The organism is Mesorhizobium tianshanense, from assembly GCF_007830515.1.
Lineage (GTDB): Bacteria > Pseudomonadota > Alphaproteobacteria > Rhizobiales > Rhizobiaceae > Mesorhizobium > Mesorhizobium tianshanense.
This window is the reverse complement of sequence record NZ_VLKT01000016.1, coordinates 123,962-140,457: the sequence shown is the minus strand read 5'-3', so window position 1 is coordinate 140,457 and position 16,496 is coordinate 123,962. Positions and strand designations below refer to the sequence as shown.

Sequence of the window (16,496 nt, the reverse complement as noted above, 5' to 3'; positions counted from 1 at the left end):
CGACATCACCATGGCCATTCCCTTGATCGGCATGGTGGCCAAGCCCAAAAGGCTACTGGCCGACAAAGCCTATGATGCCGACAGTCTGCGCAATTGGCTGAAGCGGGCCAAGATCAAGGCGGTCATTCCATCAACTGCCGCACGGCGCACGCCCTATCCGCTCGATCACAAGGCATATCGCCGACGAAACCTCATCGAGCGCATGTTCTGCAAGCTCAAGAACTGGCGCCGCATCGCAACACGATACGATCGCCATGCACAGAACTACCTCTCAGCCCTCGCTCTCGCCGCAATCATTTCAGCCTGGATCTGAATGAGTCCTCAACCTAGCAGTGGGGTGGCCTGCCGTCCTCATTCCGCACGGAAGTCCTGCATCAGCGGCCGGCTATCTTACCGATATAGCCTTGGGTACTTGGCCATCTCGGTCTGGCAGCTATCGGTCCTCCGGACCGCTTTGTTATAAGCGTCTTCGTAGACGCGGATTGCCCGCTTGAACTTGGGCGGATTGGGTGTCAGGTGTTTATCCCGGCCATCGTACAAAAGGACTGGAAGCGTTATGATGGCTCTTCCGTCTTCGGTTAGCCTCAACGACGCCCGGCATCTTTGCATGACGGCAGTGACGTTACCTGCCATTGTAGCGGCCAAATTCAACTTGGCGTCGGCCATTCCAGCTACATGGTCAATGTTTTTCTGCTCTCCCTGTCCGGCTGAAGCAGCCGAATATGTGAAGCAAATTCCCGCGACGATTGTAATCAAAAAACGGTTCATCGTTGCCCCTTCCCTCCACGATTGATCCACCCACCAAAACACCGAAAGCCACCCTTGGGCAAGGTGAACCTACCCACCCGACATAGGCGCTTGGTGCGGACGCTCCCAATCGGCCGACCTTCCGTTTAGCAGATTGATTGCGCGTTGCAGGTCCCGGTGCAGCCGGTCGATCACCTCCCAGTGTTCCCGAAACGGCTTTAGCGACAACTGCGCGTCCCGCAGGTCACGCTCTAGTAGCGAAGCCTGCCGCTCGATTTTGGCGAGGTGGTATTCGGAAATCTGCTCGTGACGTCGATAGCGCGGCATTCCAATTCCTCTGGTGGCCGATAGGATAGGAATATAATCCTAATTATATACGTGACAAAGCATGAGACATTTGCTAGAAACATGGCAGGGAGCTCCTAGCCATGAAACTCGACAGCCCAATCTTCCAAGACGCCGACGCCGCCCGCATTCATTTGGAAGCGCAGCGTTGGCCGCATGGTCCTAGCTGCCCGCATTGCGGCAATGCCAATCCCGACCGTATCACCAAGATGGAAGGCAAGGCGCACCGCCCCGGCCTGTACAACTGCATGGAATGCCGCGAACAGTTTACCGTCACTGTCGGCACCGTGTTCGAGCGCTCCAAGATCGCCTTGAACAAGTGGCTGCTGGCGACGTTCCTCATGGCTTCATCCAAGAAAGGCATGTCCGCTCACCAGCTGCACCGCATGCTTGGCGTCACCTACAAGACCGCTTGGTTCATGGCGCACCGTATTCGCGAAGCGATGGCGGAAGACGTGAAGTCGGCTGGCCCTCTTGGCGGCGAAGGCAAGACCGTTGAAGCCGACGAGACCTACATTGGACGCGTCGACCGAGATTACCTTTCGCCACAACGCAAAGGCCAGCCGCGCTTGAAGCGCAAGATGAAGCCGAAGCGCACCGCTATCGGCCTTGTCGAGCGTGGCGGCAAAGCCCGCATGGTTCACGTCCAGCACGCCACCAAGGTTGTTGTGCGCGATATCCTTGTGCGCAATGCCGACCGCAAATCGACGCTCTACACGGACCAATCCAAGCTCTACACGGTGACCGGCGAGGAATACGCCTCACACAAGACGACCAATCATTTCCGCTGGCGAGTACGTCCGCTACGAGGACGGCGCGTCGGTCCATTCGAATACGATTGAAAACGTGTTCTCAGTGTTCAAGCGCGGCATGGTTGGAGTTTATCAGCACTGCGGCGAAGCCCACCTGCATCGCTACCTTGCCGAGTTCGATTTTCGCTATAACCGCCGCACCGCGCTGAAGATCACCGACACAGAGCGCCACGACCAGTTGCTCGCCATGATCGAAGGCAAACGCCTTACCTATCGGCAGATTGGTGAAACCCAGAACGCTTAAGCAGAAGGCGCGCAGGCTTCTCGCGCTTCGAAAGCGTCGCGATGACAGATGACAAAAAACCCATTTGGACCAAGTTCGGCTTTGAGCAATCGATCAACAGTTTGCTCAAGTACGGTCCGACAATCGGCATTGAGATTGGCGGTACCGATCTCAAGAGCCCCAAGTTTAGTGTCTTGGCTCAGATCGACACCGGCGCTGCCGGTTGTGGAATTAGCCCCCGCATTGCCAAGCGGCTTGCTCTCAAGCCAATCGACGTTGGACAAATCCATGAGGCTGGGCGAGAGCCAATAACCGCCAATATCTTCGCTGTCCGACTGTACACCCCCGCGATGGACATGGAACTTGATGTCGCCGCGCTGCCTTCGCTCGCTGATCCGCACGACGTTCTTATCGGCCGTGACTTGCTCGCGCGCTTTCGTATCGCTGTCGACTTTACGACCGGTTTGACGCAACTTCACTTTCGGAACGATCCTTAGCGGGTTTCTTGTCGGGCTTCTCTTCTCCCGAAGTGTTGTGCGGCTTCGGCGGCGTCTTCAGCATCCGCTTAAGCGTCTCGTTGAATTTTTGGTCGTCTGTTTTTTGGGCGCTATCTGGCATGGCTTTTCACGAACAAGAGTTGGACAGTATCAAGCACGCTCTCGGAGATATGTGCATCGCATGGGCGCATCTCGAAGAGGCGTGCTTCGTCATTCTTCTCTATACCATGTCCAGGGTTGAATTGTCGGCCTTCGAACTCATTCGAAACGAGCTTGATTTTCGCGGCGCCCTCCAAGTCTGCAAGGGGCATGCGGTGGCAAACCATTGGGAGCGCCACAGCGACCATATCCCAATCCTGGTTGACATGATCGATGGCGAAATCCGCTCCGCCCGAAATCGGCTTATCCATGATCCGATTACGGCCGGCCCTCATTCCTATGTTCGACAATCAAACATAACACGCTACCGAAAAAGCCCGTTCAAGTTACACGTCCAAATCGGCACTTTCACGAACGTAAGCTCCGACGAGATATACACACTGACGCGCGCCGTGCGAGCATTGGAACGCTACGCTTTATCGGTTGTCCAATATCTCGACTGGCTTGACGGAGAGCGTCAAATCAAATGGGAATTCCCATCGATGGAGATAGCTCAATTGGGCGCGCACTTCGCCATCACCGAGTATACCCAGATCGCCAAATCACGCGGATCGGCTCTGTAGTCCTCCGGCGATACCCATCGTGAAAGCTCACTTGCCCCAGCCTCGATCATCTCAGGCGTGATCTGGATTTCCTCAATCTTTTCAGTGCCGGCCTGTCGGCTCGAATCATAGGGCATTTTCCCATACTTTCTCAAGTATATAATTGGGAATATAATCCTCACACCGTCAAGGCAATAGCAAGAAGCAGGCCACACCTCGCCGACGCCGGCTACCACACCCGTTTTAGGCATGGAGTCGCCTCCAGGCTCATCCGATTTGACGGCCAAGGGAACGGAACATGACAATTTTACTAAATTAGTAACAAGGCATGTATAGCTTATAACTCCCCAGCCGGCCAGGTCCCCCGCCTAAAGAGCCCGCCGGTCAGGCCCGGCGGCCTCTCTTGATCCTTTGAGCGGCTGTCGGGCCGCTGCCGGCGTCCACTGTCGGCGGATCAATCCTCTTCCCGAAAGTCCTGCAGCGAGGCGTGCCGCAAGTCTTCCTCGCCCCTGAGGTGCTTTACACGGGCCTTTGATGCCCGGCTTGACCCACTGCGTTGCCGGCCGCTTCATGCCCTTTGGCGGGGCTCAAGTCAGAACATATTAGCACATGCTTGTATTTGTTCTGAAGCAGGATCATCATGCAAGCGGTTTGGTGTTTAGGGGGTAGAGCGTTATGGAATTCGCAAGTTGTTATGTGCAGGACGGGCCTGTTCTCGCGTCCTCGATCTTCCTTACCGTCACGGCTGCCTTCATGGTTTTGGCCGCAATCGCCGCTGCGCGGTTGATTGCGATGTCAGGCGCGAACTCTGTCGAACAGCCTCAGACCGTGTAGCGCTCGCCCTCCAGGTGCAGAAGTTGCTGCTCATCAGCCCCGAGGGTACGCCGCTGTCGGCACTGCAAAGCCGCTGTCCGATGCGTTCCGCGCCACACCCTCGGGAATTACGGTTACAGTGCACTTTTTGCCGATGTCGGCATCTGCGCGGCTGATGGGCAGCGAAGCACTTTTGGACCGGATTGCCGAGCAAACCGGAAAAGCCATGAAATCGGGAAAACGCGGCAGGCGAGGAAAAGAAAAATGGTGCACTGTCACCGTAATTCCAGCGAAGTTCGAGCAGGTTTGATCCCTGTGTCGCATATCAGTTCATTGGCCATACGATCATAAGCATCGGCACAGCAACAATGACGACGAGGAACGATAGCGGCAGTCCCAGACGCGGATAGTCGCTGAAGCGGTAGCCGCCCGGCCCCATGACGAGCGTATTGCACTGGTGTCCGATCGGAGTGAGAAAATCGCAGCCGGCGCCAATGGCGACTGCCATCAGAAATGCTTCCGGCCTGTAGCCCAGATCGCCGGCAAATGCGGCGGCGATAGGCGCCATGACAAGAACGGTGGCGGCATTGTTGAGGAATGGCGTAACGGCCATGGCGGCGACAAGGATGAGCACCAGTGCGCCGGGCGCCGGAAGAATGGTCCCCAGTTTGGCGAGCTCGCCGGCAATTACTCCCGTCGCCCCTGTACTGCGTAGCGAATCGCTCACTGGAATGAGAACGGCGAGCATGATGAGGATTGGGCCATCCAGCGATTGGTAGACCTCGCGGACCGGAATAACCTTGAAAATCACCATCCCGACCGCGGCCGCAAAGAAAGCGACGGAGACCGGAAGCAGCCCAAACGCAGTCGCCACCATGGCGAGAGCCAAGATCGTTACCGGCACTATACCCTTGCGGACGCTACCAAGCAGGATAGCCCTTTCTGCCAGCGGCAGGCAGCCGAGTTCACGCAGGATCTCGGGTATTGTCGCTGCATTGCCCTGCAACACGACGACGTCGCCCAGCCTTAGCTCGACTTCGGCCAGCCTGCGGTCGAGGCGCTCGCCGTGACGGCTGACAGCCAGCAGGTTGACGTTGAAGCGGTCGTAAAGGGCAAGGCGCTGGGCTGTCCAGCCGATCAAAGAGGAGCTTTCACCGATTACGGCTTCGATAGCGACCATCTCCCTGGTGGTGTCGCCACCACCGACCCTATCGCCCGTGACGCTGAGCTTGCCCTGGGAGACAAGGCGATCCAGCGCCTCTGGGTCGCCTTCGAGCAGCAGAATGTCGTTCACCTTGAGGACAACGTCGGGCAGTGGCGTCATCCGCATGGTCCGGTTGCGCAGGATCGACGTCACGATAGCATCGCCGCCGGAAAGTTTTATGAGGTCTGCGACGGTTTTTCCGAGCACCGTGGAATCGCTGACAATTCGAGCCTCTGTCAGGTAATTCTTGATGTCGATGGCTTCATTCAGCGACCCGCCGAGCTTTTCGCGTACCGGTAACATCCAGTAGAAAAACAGCAGGAAGATCGTTCCGGCGGCCGCAAGGGCGGCTCCAACAGGTGTGAAGTCGAACATTGTGAACGCGGTGCCGGTCAGCTCCTCCCGCACACGCGACACAACGATATTGGGAGATGTTCCCACCTGCGTCATGAGTCCGCCGAGCAGTGATCCGAACGCCATAGGCATCAGGAATATCGAGGGGGAAACGCCTGACCGGCGCGCGAACTGGAAGGCGATCGGGATCATGATGGCGAGCGCACCGATATTCTTTACAAAGGCAGACATGATCGTGACCACGATTACCAGCAAGGCAAGCTGCGACCGAACTCCCGATAAGCTCGGAGCAAAGCGCTTGATGGCGACTTCCATGATGCCCGAGCGTGCTATGCCCGCGCTCACCAGCAGGGCGCTGCCGACAATGACCACGATATCGTCGCTGAACCCGCTGAAGGCTCCGTCAAAAGGCACAATGCCAACCGCGAGTGCAAGCAACAGTGCCGCAGCCGCGACCAGATCATATCGATACCGACCCCATACGAACGCTGCCATCATCACGAAGGTAACGGCGAACGATAGAATTTGCGGCGTAGTCATGTCTTCGAGTGCCTCGCCGCTAATTCGGCTGATCACAACGGCCAAACCGCCCTTTTGTTGCTTTTGCTGATCACGGCTTTGCTGGCACGCCTACCCAAGGCGATGATCACCACCCACGCCCTGCGAGTTTCCGGAGCGCCCGGCATCTTCGTCAAGTGGAACATTAATGTTGTCTCTGAGCAGTGTGGGCCTTCGGGTGCCTACTGCAGATCAGGCTGCACCCGATCGGCCCACGTCCTCCGCCAGAGGCGCGGGCTTTTGATTGGCTCAGAATGTCCCGACGCCCGTTTAGCGTGGAACCGCGGGTATTCCCGAGACTGAGCGCACCGTTTCGGTGGAGAAAACAACGAAGGCAAAGATAAGCACGCTGACAGCGACAATCATTGAGCCGGTGGCGACGATCGGCTCGAGGGCCGGATTCCCATGCAGCATCAGGTAGAGAGCCGGCAACATCACGACCAGGCCAAGATTGTAGACGCCGTAGTGGACCATAGCGATCCGGCGGGCGGCCTTTGCCGGGTTCAGCGCGTAGTACCCACCGAATATTGCACTTGTGACCCATCCCAGAAGATTGATGTGTGCATGAGCGGGGTAAGCACCGTGACTGCCTGAAATTGCCATTTGCAGGCCGGCTGCGATTCCCAAGATAAGAAAGACGATCGCTGTCTTGAAAAAGAGTTCCGAGATTTTAGGCATGTCATTTCCTCCCAAGCCGTTGCCGGCGGCCCGGCAGCCTATTGGGGGTGACCGGCCGGCCACCGGGCCTAACCGGCTTGCGCCGGCCGATCAAAAACATGCGCTAACGCTAATGTAATTGCAACATCGAGGTGCCGGCGCACTGGCGTGAAGCGCGGACGTAAAAAGCGCGGGCCTATGTCCACGTTAGGGCGCGCCCTGATGCCGAAGTATTGCCAGTCGGCCGCGCAAGCCAGCCCGCCGATCTCGGCAGGCCAATATCAATTTAGAACGTCAATGCCCAGAAACCCAGCGATCGCGTTTCTCTAAAGTCGGACTAACCGCCTTTCGCTTTCAGGTACGGTTGCCACCGTACTGCTGCTCGGCGCTTGGAGTGCAGATAACGCCTGCTCCCTTCCCGCCGCACTTCGAGCAAGCCCCCTGCGCTGCTGCAATTCACGTACAGCGACTCATCGGCGGCCAGGACGTCGGCAAGAATCATGCGAGCAAAATAGGAACAAGGATCACCGCCACCACCGAACGGTGCATTTTGCTTCCGTGTGTTGCGCCGCAGTTACAGTTCAGCCTCAACTTCTGTGTTACTTATCGTTGGTGAATTCCTTTAACACAGGCATCGGTCCATGAAGAAAATCGTATTTGCCACTACCTTCCTTTTCAGCGGTGCGGCCTTGGCCTTGCTTGCGGTTCCGGCCTTCGCGGCCGATGCAGTTGTTTATGAGCCCGCTGCGGCACCCGTCGCAGTTGCCTACGACTGGAGCGGCTTTTATGTCGGTGTTCAGGGCGGCTATCTCTGGGGGCAAGCAGATCACAGCTTCTCCAACGGTGCGCCAAGTGACGATTCCGATCCCGATGGCTTCATTGGTGGCGTCCATGTCGGGTACAATTGGCAATCCGGTTCTTTTGTCTACGGTGTCGAGGGCGATTTCGAAGGCGGTAGCGTGGATGGCAGCTTCGAAAACGCTACCGGAGCGACATCTGTTGGAACCAGCGAATTGAACTGGCAGGGTTCGATCCGCGCAAGGCTCGGCTACGCGTACGACAAGGCACTTCTCTACGTTACTGGCGGCTGGGCGATTGGTGATTTCGACTTCGGTGGCGGCCCGGTCCCGCTTCCTGTTAGCGGGGGCTATTCGGATACGCTCAACGGCTGGACAATCGGTGCCGGCGGCGAGTGGGCCTTCAACGAACATTGGACCGCGCGACTGGCGTATCGGTATACAGACTTCGGAGAAGCCTCAGGCAACTTGGCTCCGGGATTCCCGGATGTCGATATGCCGGTTGACCTAACCACGCACGCGGTGAGGGTCGGCGTCAGCTACAAGTTCTGATCCGTTGGGGACGCAAGAAAACCCCGGCCTAGCGGCCGGGGTTTTCTTTTGGGCTCGATTGGCCATCACCGCCTCAACATCCGCACCGCCCTAGAGGGTTCAAGACCTGTTCGAGATCGCCGGAGCGGAAAACGCTAACCAAGACGCCGCAGGTGATCGACAAGGGCGCGCAGCTTCGGCGCTACGTTGCGACGGCTCGGATAATAGAGGTAGAAGCCGGCAAAGCGCGGGCAATAATCCTCGAGAACTGGCACCAGATCGCCCCGATCGATCCACGGGCGAAAGCTCTCCTCCATGCCGAAGGTGATGCCGGCGCCAGCGATAGCGAGCTTTATCATCAACGCCATGTCGTTAGTCGTGATCTCCGGCGCGACGGCGACGCTGAACTCCTTGTCGTTCTCGGCGAATTCCCAACGATAGGGCGCGACCTTCGGTGCGCGGCGCCAGCCAATACAGCGATGGCCCGCGAGTTCCCTCGGATGCGAAGGCGCCCCGAACCGATCGCGATAAGCCGGCGCGCAGACGGCGAGCTGCCGCTCGTCACCGGCGACCGACACGGCGATCATGTCCTGCTCGATCACTTCGCCAAGCCTGACGCCAGCATCGTATCCTTCCGTGACGATATCGAATTCCTCATCCGTCACCGTAATGTCGATCTGAACCTCTGGATTGGCCTCGGCAAAGGTCGCCAGGAACCGCCCTGAAAGGAAGCGCTCGGCGATCGACGAGACGGCGAGCCGCAACTGCCCGCGCGGACGCCCGCGCAGGTTCCCGGTGGCCTCGATTGCCCCGCGCATGTCGGCAATGGCGGGCGCTATCTCGGCGTAGAGGCGTTCGCCAGCTTCGGTCAGGCTGACGCTTCGCGTCGTACGCCGGACAAGCGCAATACCGAGCGTCGCTTCCAGCCGCTTCATCGTCTGACTCACCGCCGAGCGGGTGACGCCCAGGCGGTCCGCAGCCGCGCGAAAGCTCCGCTCCTCGGCCACGAGGGCGAACACCGAGAGCGCATTGAGATCCGGCTCCATTGGTTAGCTACGCTTTCCACTTTGGGAAGGAGTGGTCGTCTTGTCGCAACAGTGAAACAGATCCATCTTCGTGGCAACCGCTGCATCGCGGTTCGCAAGATCAACCAGACGGAGACGAGACATGTCCCTCAACAAAGTCGTGCTCATCACCGGGGCTTCGAGCGGCATTGGCGCCGCCATCGGCCGGGAGCTCGCCGCCGCCGGAGCAAAGGTCATGCTCGGTGCGCGCCGCACCGATCGACTGGACACACTCGCTGAAGAGATCAGGGCGAAGGGCGGGGAGGCAATGACACGCCGCCTGGACGTGACCGACCGCGCCGATGTCGCCGCCTTTGCTTGGGCGGCGCGCCAGGCCTGGGGACGCGTCGACGTGATCGTCAACAATGCCGGTGTCATGCCGTTGTCGCTGATGGCCTCGATGAAGGTCGATGAGTCGGATCGGATGGTCGACGTCAACATCAAGGGTGTGCTCTACGGCATCGCCGCGGTGCTGCCGGAAATGACGGTCCGAGGTTCCGGCCATGTCGTCAACATCGCCTCCATCGGCGCGCTTTCGGTGTCGCCGACGGCCGCAGTCTATTGCGCAACCAAATACGCCGTCCGCGCGATCTCCGATGGCTTGCGGCAGGAGCACGACAACATCCGCGTCACGTGCATCCACCCCGGTGTGGTCGAGAGCGAGCTCGCCGACACGATCACCGATCCGGTGGCGGCGGAAGCGATGGAAACCTATCGCGCCATTGCGCTGCAGCCCGACGCGATCGGCCGCGCCGTGCGCTTTGCCGTCGAACAACCGGACGATGTCGACGTGAACGAGATCGTCATCCGGCCGACAGCCAGCAAGTAGGGGGCAACAATGGGCTTTCGTTTTCAGATCTCGCACAAAGCAATTGCTGCCGCGCTCATGCTCTGCGGGACTTTCACTGCGGCTATCGCGCAGACGACGGAGGAACGACTGCAACGCGGCGATGCTGTCGTCAGGAGCCTGAACAATGGCTCTCCACAGCCGACGCTGGAACGCATGAGACAGGAGTTTCCGTTTCTGGCCAGCGCAACCCAGAGCTATGCGCTCGGCGACGTCTGGTCCCGTCCTGGGCTCGACAACCGCACACGCCAACTCGCCGCCGTCGCGGCATTCGCAGCGATGGGCGAGGCTGCCTTCATGAAGATTCATGCCGGCTACGCGCTGAATATCGGCGTGTCCGAGGGTGAGCTGAAGGAAATCATCTACATGGTGACGGTTCTGGCCGGCTTTCCTCGCGCGATCACTGCATCGCAAGCGCTCTCCGAGTTGTTCGCCGAGCGTCGCGCCGCTCCCGGCAAACAACCCTGAGGAGCTTTCCCATGAAACAGATTTCGATGCTTGCCGCTGCCTTGCTTCTTGCCGGCGCAGCCGTGTTACAGACACAGAAAGCTCTCGCCCAGATGAACGTCGAGCAAAACACAGTTACCCAAGTTTCGGAAAGCCACCCCTATGCCGGAATGTGGGTCACGGCCGATGGCCATATCCGCCACAACTTGCTTCCAAACGGCCGCTATGACGAAGCGCGCGGAAACCGTGAGAGCGCATACCAGGGGCGCTATGAGATCCGAGGAAATCACATCGACTACTGGGACGACACCGGCTTTACCGCTGATGGAAGGTTCATTGAGGGCGTGCTGCACCACGCCGGCATGATCTTGTATCGGGAGAAGTAGTGGCCGGTGAAGCTCAGCGTTTCGTTTGCGAGCGGACGCTGACGGCATAGTTGCGATGCCGGGCGGCCTGAGACAGCCGCCCGGCAAATCTCACCGCCCTCGGGAGTGGGAGCGCGACCGGATCAGCGGCAGCCCAGCCGACACCAGCATCGCCATCGCAGCCGCATAGCCGATCAACGGCCATGCGCTATCCCCATTCAACACCGTCACCGCCAACGTTCCGGCAGTGCCCACGACCAGGCTTTGAATGCAGAAATAGAATGCGACGGCCGATCCGGCGATGTCGTCGAATCCCGCAAGCGCGCCATTGGCCGTGACCGATGCGGTAAGGACGATGCCAACCGCCATGACCCACATCGGCAGGATGAAGCTGCCGAACGACGGTGAGCCGAGGATCTGGCCGAGGCCGAGAAGAACCGCGCCGCACAGGAGCAGGGCCATGCCGCGTGCTACGCTTCCAGCAATGCCCCACCGCGCGACAAATGCCTTTGCGAAGCGGGTTATCACGATCATGACGGCCGCAACGGTCGCGAAGGCTATGCTAAACCGGAGCTCCGAATACCCGGCCCGATCGATGAGGACACGCGGCGCTGTCGAGAAAAACACGAAAAAGGTGCCCATGGCCGCGCTGAACGCCAATGTGTAAGTCCAGAACTGTAGGCTGGCGAAGATCGGCAGCACCGACCGGCGGACGACGGCCTGGCCTGCGGGCCGGGTCTCATGCCATCTGAACGCGGCGTTCAGTATGGCTGGCACCGACAGCGCGGCCAGAACGATGAAAATGGCGCGCCACCCGAAATTGTTCGTAATCAGCGCTCCCGCGACAGGGCCGACCGCCGGCACGAAGGCCAGCATCGAACTGAACAGGCCATAGATGACGACGCCTTCCGGGCGATCGGCATAGACGTCCCGAACCGTGGCGAAAGTTGCGACCAGCGCCGCCGAGGCACCGACGGCCTGCAGCAAACGAAAAATGACGAAGGGTGCGGCAGTCGACGATGAAGCCGCACCCAGCGAAGCGGCAGCAAAAAGCACGGCTCCGGCGAGCAGCACCGGGCGTCGCCCGATGCGAATCGAGATCGGCCCGAACACGACCTGCCCCACGCCAAGCATCACCATGTAGAGGCTCAGCGTAAGCTGGATCACGGGTGGGCTCGTGCCCATGATTGCGGGCATCGCCGGAACGACGGGGAGATAGATATCCATCGCCAGGGAGGCAAGAACGTCAAAGGGCGCCATCAGCAGCAAGGCCGCCGACAGCGGATGGCCCCATATGGGGGCGTGTGGTGGTCATGGCAAGTATCCGCTCGAATAAGAGAAATCCGGCGGCGTCTGCTCGTCAGCAATCGGCTGGGGATGGGTTCGACAGAGCGCCGCAACAACAAAGCGAGTTTGTTGCGGCTTACCTGTCTGACGACTTTGCGGCTCCCATGCCGATGCTCCACACGATAAATGATTGATGAGCGAGCCCTTACCCGACTGCCCTCGGCTTGACAACGCTGTTGCACGGATCTTGACAGAGGCCTTGCCTGGGGAATTTCGATAAAAAGGTATCGCATGGTGCCGCTGCACCATATGTCTTGGGTGCGAAGCCAAAAAAGGGGATCCACCTTGCCGACCGAACCACGTTCTCCACGGCTTGCAGTGCTGATCGATGCAGATAACGCTTCTGCCAAGATTGCCGACGGGTTGTTCGAGGAAATCGCAAAGATCGGCGAGGCAAGCGTTCGTCGCATCTACGGCGACTTCTCCAGCACCCGGTCGAAGGCATGGGCCGATGTGCTCTCGAAGCACGCGATCATCCCGCAGCAGCAATTCGCCTACACCACCGGCAAGAACGCATCCGACATCACGCTCGTCATCGACGCGATGGACCTCCTCCACAGCGGGCGGTTCGAGGGCTTCTGCCTGGTGTCCTCTGACAGCGATTTCACCCGCCTCGCCGCTCGCATCAGGGAACACGGGATCGACGTGTACGGATTTGGCGAGCAGAAGACACCGGAGAGTTTTCGGCAGGCATGCCGCCGGTTCGTGTACACCGAGAACCTGCTTCCGACTGCGCCGGCCAACGCTCAGGATGCGGCGCCGACGAAATCGCTGCAGCCGCCCAGCGCCGCGACACCGATCATCACCAAGGTCATTTCACAGATGGAAACCGAGGACGGCTGGGTGCCGCTCGGCACTGTGGGCAATCAGCTCGCCAATCTGGCATCGGACTTCGATCCCAGAACCTTTGGCTTTCGCAAGCTGAGCGACCTCGTGCGGAAGACCAATGCCTTTGAGATCGATCGTCCCGAGGGTGGAGCGGTGCGTATAAGGATCAAGCCGACCGCTAGAAAGCAGGAGAGATCGAAATCGGCAGCGTCGCGCTGACCCTGCAGAGGAATCTTGGCCGGTCCGGCCGGCCTCTGGTCGGACCACTATTTCGCTGGCGGAAACTGCCATTCGGCGTATCATTCTCATGAGAGGGAGTTCTTGGCGGGAGAAGCCAATGAACGTAGCGTCCAAATCGCCTGTCGTTGACTTGACCGCCCAGGAACTTGTTTCATCTGCGCTTTCAAAATTCCGCGCCGGCGACACCATATCGACCAGAGCCGCAATAGATGCCATCCGCCGGGCAGCCCCGGCTTGTGGGGACAGCGACGACCATCTGGTCGAGCTTATCGTCATGACCGCAATTGGTAGGACCATGGGGGTCGTGTTCGACCACCGGTCCCGCTAATGCATGTCGCCCTGCCCGCAACGAGCTTGCTCACGATCTGAGCTACACCTGCGACATGAGCGACTCCGTAACCATGAATTTGCGATCGGGATGACGCCAGACGGATGACGCCATTCGCCATCGGAACGAATAGCCCGCTGCGTCGTTTCTTTCGTTGGAGTCAAGGAGTTGCGTCCATGCGTGATGAACAATTCGACGTTCCCGTGACAATCGAGAGCGAACGGATCGGACGCTCCCTCTATGTGACGAGGACGGCTCAGGCGGCCTCGCTTCTGGTCGACAAGTGGCCAGACGAAATGCGCGGGCCGAAATACCGCGCGGCCTTGAAGGCCATGATGGATGCGATGGAGCAGCGGCGGGCGGTCGGCAGCGCGCGGCGGGCTTTCACAGCCGCAGCCAAGGAAGCCAATGTGTTTGTGCGCGAAGGCCGGCATTAAGGAACCTCGCAAAAACTTCCTCGTTATGCCTTCGTTGAAACGAGGAGAACCGCCATGGACGACGACAAGACCAGGACCGACAACCGCGATCGTTCACGAGTGGCCGGCGACGAAGACTATGAGGTGAGGCATTTCGCCGAGGAAGCCGGCATCACTCCGGACCAAGCTCGCACGCTCATCAAGCGCCACGGCACCGACCGCAAGGTGCTGAATGAGATCGCCGAGAGCATAAAGGCGTTGTGATGCCTGACGAGAAAGCCGCGATGGCCGATCGGAAGAAGCGCGAACAGGACGACAAGGAAGCCCTGCGCCTGGCCGAGACCACCGACGTTTCGCCCAATCAAGCGAAGGATCTGATGCGCAAGCACGGCAAGGACAGCGCCAAGGTCGAGAAGGAAGCAAAGAACTTCAAGGCCGAAGGCTGAGCCGCCATCTGGCGGAGCGTCCGTCTTCGCCGTGTCCCCGCATCGCTGTCGCACGCGTCCAGCTACCCGCACACCTCTTTTTGTTTTGGCGTCGGGCCGGAAATCCTCAGCAGCTTATCGGTTTTCTAACAAATTCAGCCTATTCCCGTTCCAATCACGGGAGCTGGGCTTTTGGCGCAAACAGAGAAAATCGCCACGCGACGCGCCATCGCGCTGTCTGTTGTCGTGCCGTGCTACAATGAAATCGATGGGATCGCCGAACTTTACCGGCGCGTCACAGCCGTTTGCCGTGAACAAGTCGGGCATTCCTACGAAATTGTCCTAGTCGTCGATGGAGCGACCGACGGCACCCGCGAGGCCATTTTCGCGTTCGCCAAACAGGACAGCCACGTCGTCGGCCTGGACCTTGCCCGCAATTACGGCCACCAGATCGCGCTCAGCGCTGGCCTGGAGTTTTGTCGCGGCCAGCGCATTCTCATTCTCGATGCCGACCTGCAGGACCCGCCGGAATTGCTTAAGGCCATGACGGCAAAGATGGATGAGGGGTTCGACGTCGTCTATGGCCAGCGGCTGAAGCGCCAGGGCGAAGGCTGGTTCAAGCGCGCAACCGCCGCCGTGTTCTACCGTCTGCTGCGCAAGATGGTCGACGTCGACATGGCGCTCGATTCCGGGGACTTTCGCCTGATGAGCCGCCGCGCGCTCGATCATCTCAATGCGATGCCCGAGCGTTACCGCTTCATTCGCGGCATGGTGAGCTGGATCGGCTTGAAGCAGGTGGCCTTTCCCTATGAACGGCACCAGCGCTTCGCCGGCGCCACGCACTACCCGTTGAGGAAGATGGTGCTGCTGGCGATGGACGCGATGACGAGCTTCTCCATCGTGCCCCTGCGGTTTGCCTCGCATCTGGGCATGATCTTCGGTTTTCTCGGACTTGCTGCTCTTGGCTACACGCTCTTCTCATGGTTTGTCGGCAGCGTGTTGCCTGGCTGGACCAGCCTGGCCGCGATCGTCCTGATCCTCGGCAGCGTTCAGCTTCTGGTCCTCGGGATTTTCGGCGAGTATCTCGGGCGCATGTATATGGAGACCAAACGACGGCCCCTCTACCTCATAAACGAGATCGCCGCCCACGATCCCGCCGCCGAGGAGCTGCCCGTCCATCGCCTGCAGGAGTTGGCCCTGGAACTGACGAAGGGAGCAGCACGTGCTTCAGGCAGAGTTTGACCAGTTCGCGCAGGAATATCAGCAGCAGCATGCCGCAAGCATCCGGCTGAGCGGCGAGACGCCGGATTTCTTTGCGCAGTACAAAATCGATGATGTCGCGGCAAGGCTCGCCCGCTCAGGCGTGAAGCCGAGGCGGATACTCGATTTCGGCGCGGGCGTCGGAAACTCACTGGGCCCGATGCGGGCTGCTTTTCCCGACGCCGAAATCACCTTGCTCGACCCATCTTCGCAGTCGCTCGACATCGCCCGCAAGCGCTTTCCCGGCCAGGCCGATTTCAGGCACTTCGACGGCGAAACGATCCCTTATGGCGACGGAAGTTTCGATCTCGCCTTCGCCGCTTGCGTGTTCCATCACATTCCTGAAAACCTTCATGTCGGCCTGATCAAGGAGATCGAAAGAGTGCTGGCCACTGGCGGCAGCTTCTTTCTGTTCGAACACAATCCTTGGAATCCGCTGACGACGCATGCAGTGCGAAGCTGTGCTTTCGACGAGAACGCTGTTCTGATCCACGGCCGCGACATGCGCGCGCGAATGGCCGCGGCGGGCTTCTCCGGGCCCGATATCGTCTACCGGATCTTTTTCCCGCGTCTGTTCGCAAGATTGCGACCCTTGGAGCGCTTCCTCGCCACGATTCCCCTTGGAGCCCAGTATTTCGTGCATGCGGTCAAGCCTGCCGTTTGATCATCCGACGATGCCAAAGCATCGGA

Annotated in this window: 19 protein-coding genes and 2 pseudogenes; 15 read left to right on the top strand and 6 right to left on the bottom strand. The window is 59.4% G+C overall.

Translation table 11 applies throughout. The features are described 5' to 3' along the window. A partial coding sequence (locus tag IQ26_RS14980; RefSeq protein ID WP_145718468.1) for a transposase occupies nucleotides 1–313 on the top strand: 313 nt, incomplete at its 5' end. 524 nt (nucleotides 314–837) lie between these two features. Here IQ26_RS14980 and IQ26_RS14970 read toward each other — a convergent pair. Further along, the gene (locus IQ26_RS14970; protein WP_145718464.1) at nucleotides 838–1,074 is read right to left on the bottom strand and encodes a hypothetical protein; all 237 of its coding nucleotides are present in this window, start codon (nucleotides 1,072–1,074) and stop codon (nucleotides 838–840) included. A gap of 101 nt (nucleotides 1,075–1,175) precedes the next feature. On the opposite strand from IQ26_RS14970, the pseudogene IQ26_RS14965 reads away from it, so the two are divergent. Next, nucleotides 1,176–2,148: pseudogene (locus tag IQ26_RS14965) on the top strand (IS1595 family transposase). Here IQ26_RS14965 and IQ26_RS14960 read toward each other — a convergent pair. After that, nucleotides 2,145–2,606 (bottom strand): hypothetical protein, encoded by a 462-nt coding sequence (locus IQ26_RS14960; RefSeq protein ID WP_145718462.1) that lies wholly within the window; start codon nucleotides 2,604–2,606, stop codon nucleotides 2,145–2,147. The pseudogene IQ26_RS14965 and the gene IQ26_RS14960 sit on opposite strands and share 4 nt — an antisense overlap. Nucleotides 2,607–2,632: 26 nt before the next feature. On the opposite strand from IQ26_RS14960, the gene IQ26_RS14955 reads away from it, so the two are divergent. Beyond that, complete coding sequence (locus IQ26_RS14955; RefSeq protein ID WP_145718461.1) at nucleotides 2,633–3,346, top strand: hypothetical protein; 714 nt, start codon at nucleotides 2,633–2,635, stop codon at nucleotides 3,344–3,346. A 967-nt stretch (nucleotides 3,347–4,313) separates the two neighbouring features. After that, a complete protein-coding gene (locus IQ26_RS41080) occupies nucleotides 4,314–4,448 on the top strand; it encodes a hypothetical protein (protein ID WP_276316426.1) in 135 nt (44 codons plus the stop codon). Between the two features lie 15 nt (nucleotides 4,449–4,463). Here IQ26_RS41080 and IQ26_RS14945 read toward each other — a convergent pair whose 3' ends face one another. Then, entirely contained in the window at nucleotides 4,464–6,236 is a 1,773-nt protein-coding gene (locus IQ26_RS14945) for an SLC13 family permease (protein WP_145718478.1), read from the bottom strand. A 288-nt stretch (nucleotides 6,237–6,524) separates the two neighbouring features. Further along, nucleotides 6,525–6,932 carry a heme-copper oxidase family protein gene (locus IQ26_RS14940; RefSeq protein WP_145718459.1) on the bottom strand — a complete coding sequence of 136 codons (408 nt, stop codon included), beginning with the start codon at nucleotides 6,930–6,932 and terminating at the stop codon, nucleotides 6,525–6,527. Between the two features lie 620 nt (nucleotides 6,933–7,552). Between IQ26_RS14940 and IQ26_RS14935 the strand changes: the two genes are divergently transcribed. Continuing rightward, entirely contained in the window at nucleotides 7,553–8,260 is a 708-nt protein-coding gene (locus tag IQ26_RS14935) for an outer membrane protein (RefSeq protein ID WP_145718458.1), read from the top strand. Between the two features lie 134 nt (nucleotides 8,261–8,394). Here the strand turns inward: IQ26_RS14935 and IQ26_RS14930 are convergent, their stop codons facing one another. Further along, on the bottom strand, nucleotides 8,395–9,285 hold the full coding sequence (locus IQ26_RS14930; RefSeq protein WP_145718456.1) for a LysR family transcriptional regulator: 891 nt from the start codon (nucleotides 9,283–9,285) through the stop codon (nucleotides 8,395–8,397). Between the two features lie 121 nt (nucleotides 9,286–9,406). On the opposite strand from IQ26_RS14930, the gene IQ26_RS14925 reads away from it, so the two are divergent. The 3 genes from IQ26_RS14925 to IQ26_RS14915 are packed head-to-tail and all read left to right on the top strand — an operon-like array spanning nucleotide 9,407 to nucleotide 10,983. After that, nucleotides 9,407–10,132 carry an SDR family oxidoreductase gene (locus IQ26_RS14925; RefSeq protein WP_145718454.1) on the top strand — a complete coding sequence of 242 codons (726 nt, stop codon included), beginning with the start codon at nucleotides 9,407–9,409 and terminating at the stop codon, nucleotides 10,130–10,132. Nucleotides 10,133–10,189: 57 nt separating this feature from the next. Then, nucleotides 10,190–10,618, top strand: a complete 429-nt coding sequence (locus tag IQ26_RS14920) for a carboxymuconolactone decarboxylase family protein (protein WP_240547123.1) — start codon at nucleotides 10,190–10,192, stop codon at nucleotides 10,616–10,618. Nucleotides 10,619–10,629: 11 nt separating this feature from the next. Next, nucleotides 10,630–10,983, top strand: a complete 354-nt coding sequence (locus tag IQ26_RS14915) for an Atu4866 domain-containing protein (RefSeq protein ID WP_145718451.1) — start codon at nucleotides 10,630–10,632, stop codon at nucleotides 10,981–10,983. A 90-nt stretch (nucleotides 10,984–11,073) separates the two neighbouring features. Here IQ26_RS14915 and cml read toward each other — a convergent pair. Then, nucleotides 11,074–12,277: pseudogene (gene cml / locus IQ26_RS14910) on the bottom strand (CmlA/FloR family chloramphenicol efflux MFS transporter). Nucleotides 12,278–12,594: 317 nt separating this feature from the next. Between cml and IQ26_RS14905 the strand changes: the two are divergent. The 7 genes from IQ26_RS14905 to IQ26_RS14875 all read left to right on the top strand — a co-directional run bounded on the left by IQ26_RS14905 (nucleotide 12,595) and on the right by IQ26_RS14875 (nucleotide 16,470). After that, the gene (locus IQ26_RS14905; protein WP_145718476.1) at nucleotides 12,595–13,356 is read left to right on the top strand and encodes an NYN domain-containing protein; all 762 of its coding nucleotides are present in this window, start codon (nucleotides 12,595–12,597) and stop codon (nucleotides 13,354–13,356) included. A gap of 118 nt (nucleotides 13,357–13,474) precedes the next feature. Continuing rightward, nucleotides 13,475–13,705: a hypothetical protein gene (locus IQ26_RS14900; RefSeq protein WP_145718449.1), complete on the top strand. Its 231-nt coding sequence runs from the start codon at nucleotides 13,475–13,477 to the stop codon at nucleotides 13,703–13,705. 176 nt (nucleotides 13,706–13,881) lie between these two features. Next, entirely contained in the window at nucleotides 13,882–14,142 is a 261-nt protein-coding gene (locus tag IQ26_RS14895) for a DUF982 domain-containing protein (protein WP_162457956.1), read from the top strand. Between the two features lie 54 nt (nucleotides 14,143–14,196). Next, a complete protein-coding gene (locus tag IQ26_RS14890) occupies nucleotides 14,197–14,385 on the top strand; it encodes a DUF3606 domain-containing protein (protein WP_145718445.1) in 189 nt (62 codons plus the stop codon). Continuing rightward, nucleotides 14,385–14,567 (top strand): hypothetical protein, encoded by a 183-nt coding sequence (locus tag IQ26_RS14885; RefSeq protein WP_162457953.1) that lies wholly within the window; start codon nucleotides 14,385–14,387, stop codon nucleotides 14,565–14,567. The genes IQ26_RS14890 and IQ26_RS14885 overlap by 1 nt, the downstream gene beginning before the upstream one ends. 171 nt (nucleotides 14,568–14,738) lie before the next feature. Continuing rightward, a complete protein-coding gene (locus IQ26_RS14880; RefSeq protein WP_145718443.1) occupies nucleotides 14,739–15,788 on the top strand; it encodes a glycosyltransferase family 2 protein in 1,050 nt (349 codons plus the stop codon). After that, nucleotides 15,769–16,470, top strand: a complete 702-nt coding sequence (locus tag IQ26_RS14875) for a class I SAM-dependent methyltransferase (protein WP_145718441.1) — start codon at nucleotides 15,769–15,771, stop codon at nucleotides 16,468–16,470. Before IQ26_RS14880 ends, IQ26_RS14875 begins: the two co-directional genes overlap by 20 nt. Nucleotides 16,471–16,496: the final 26 nt, after the last annotated feature.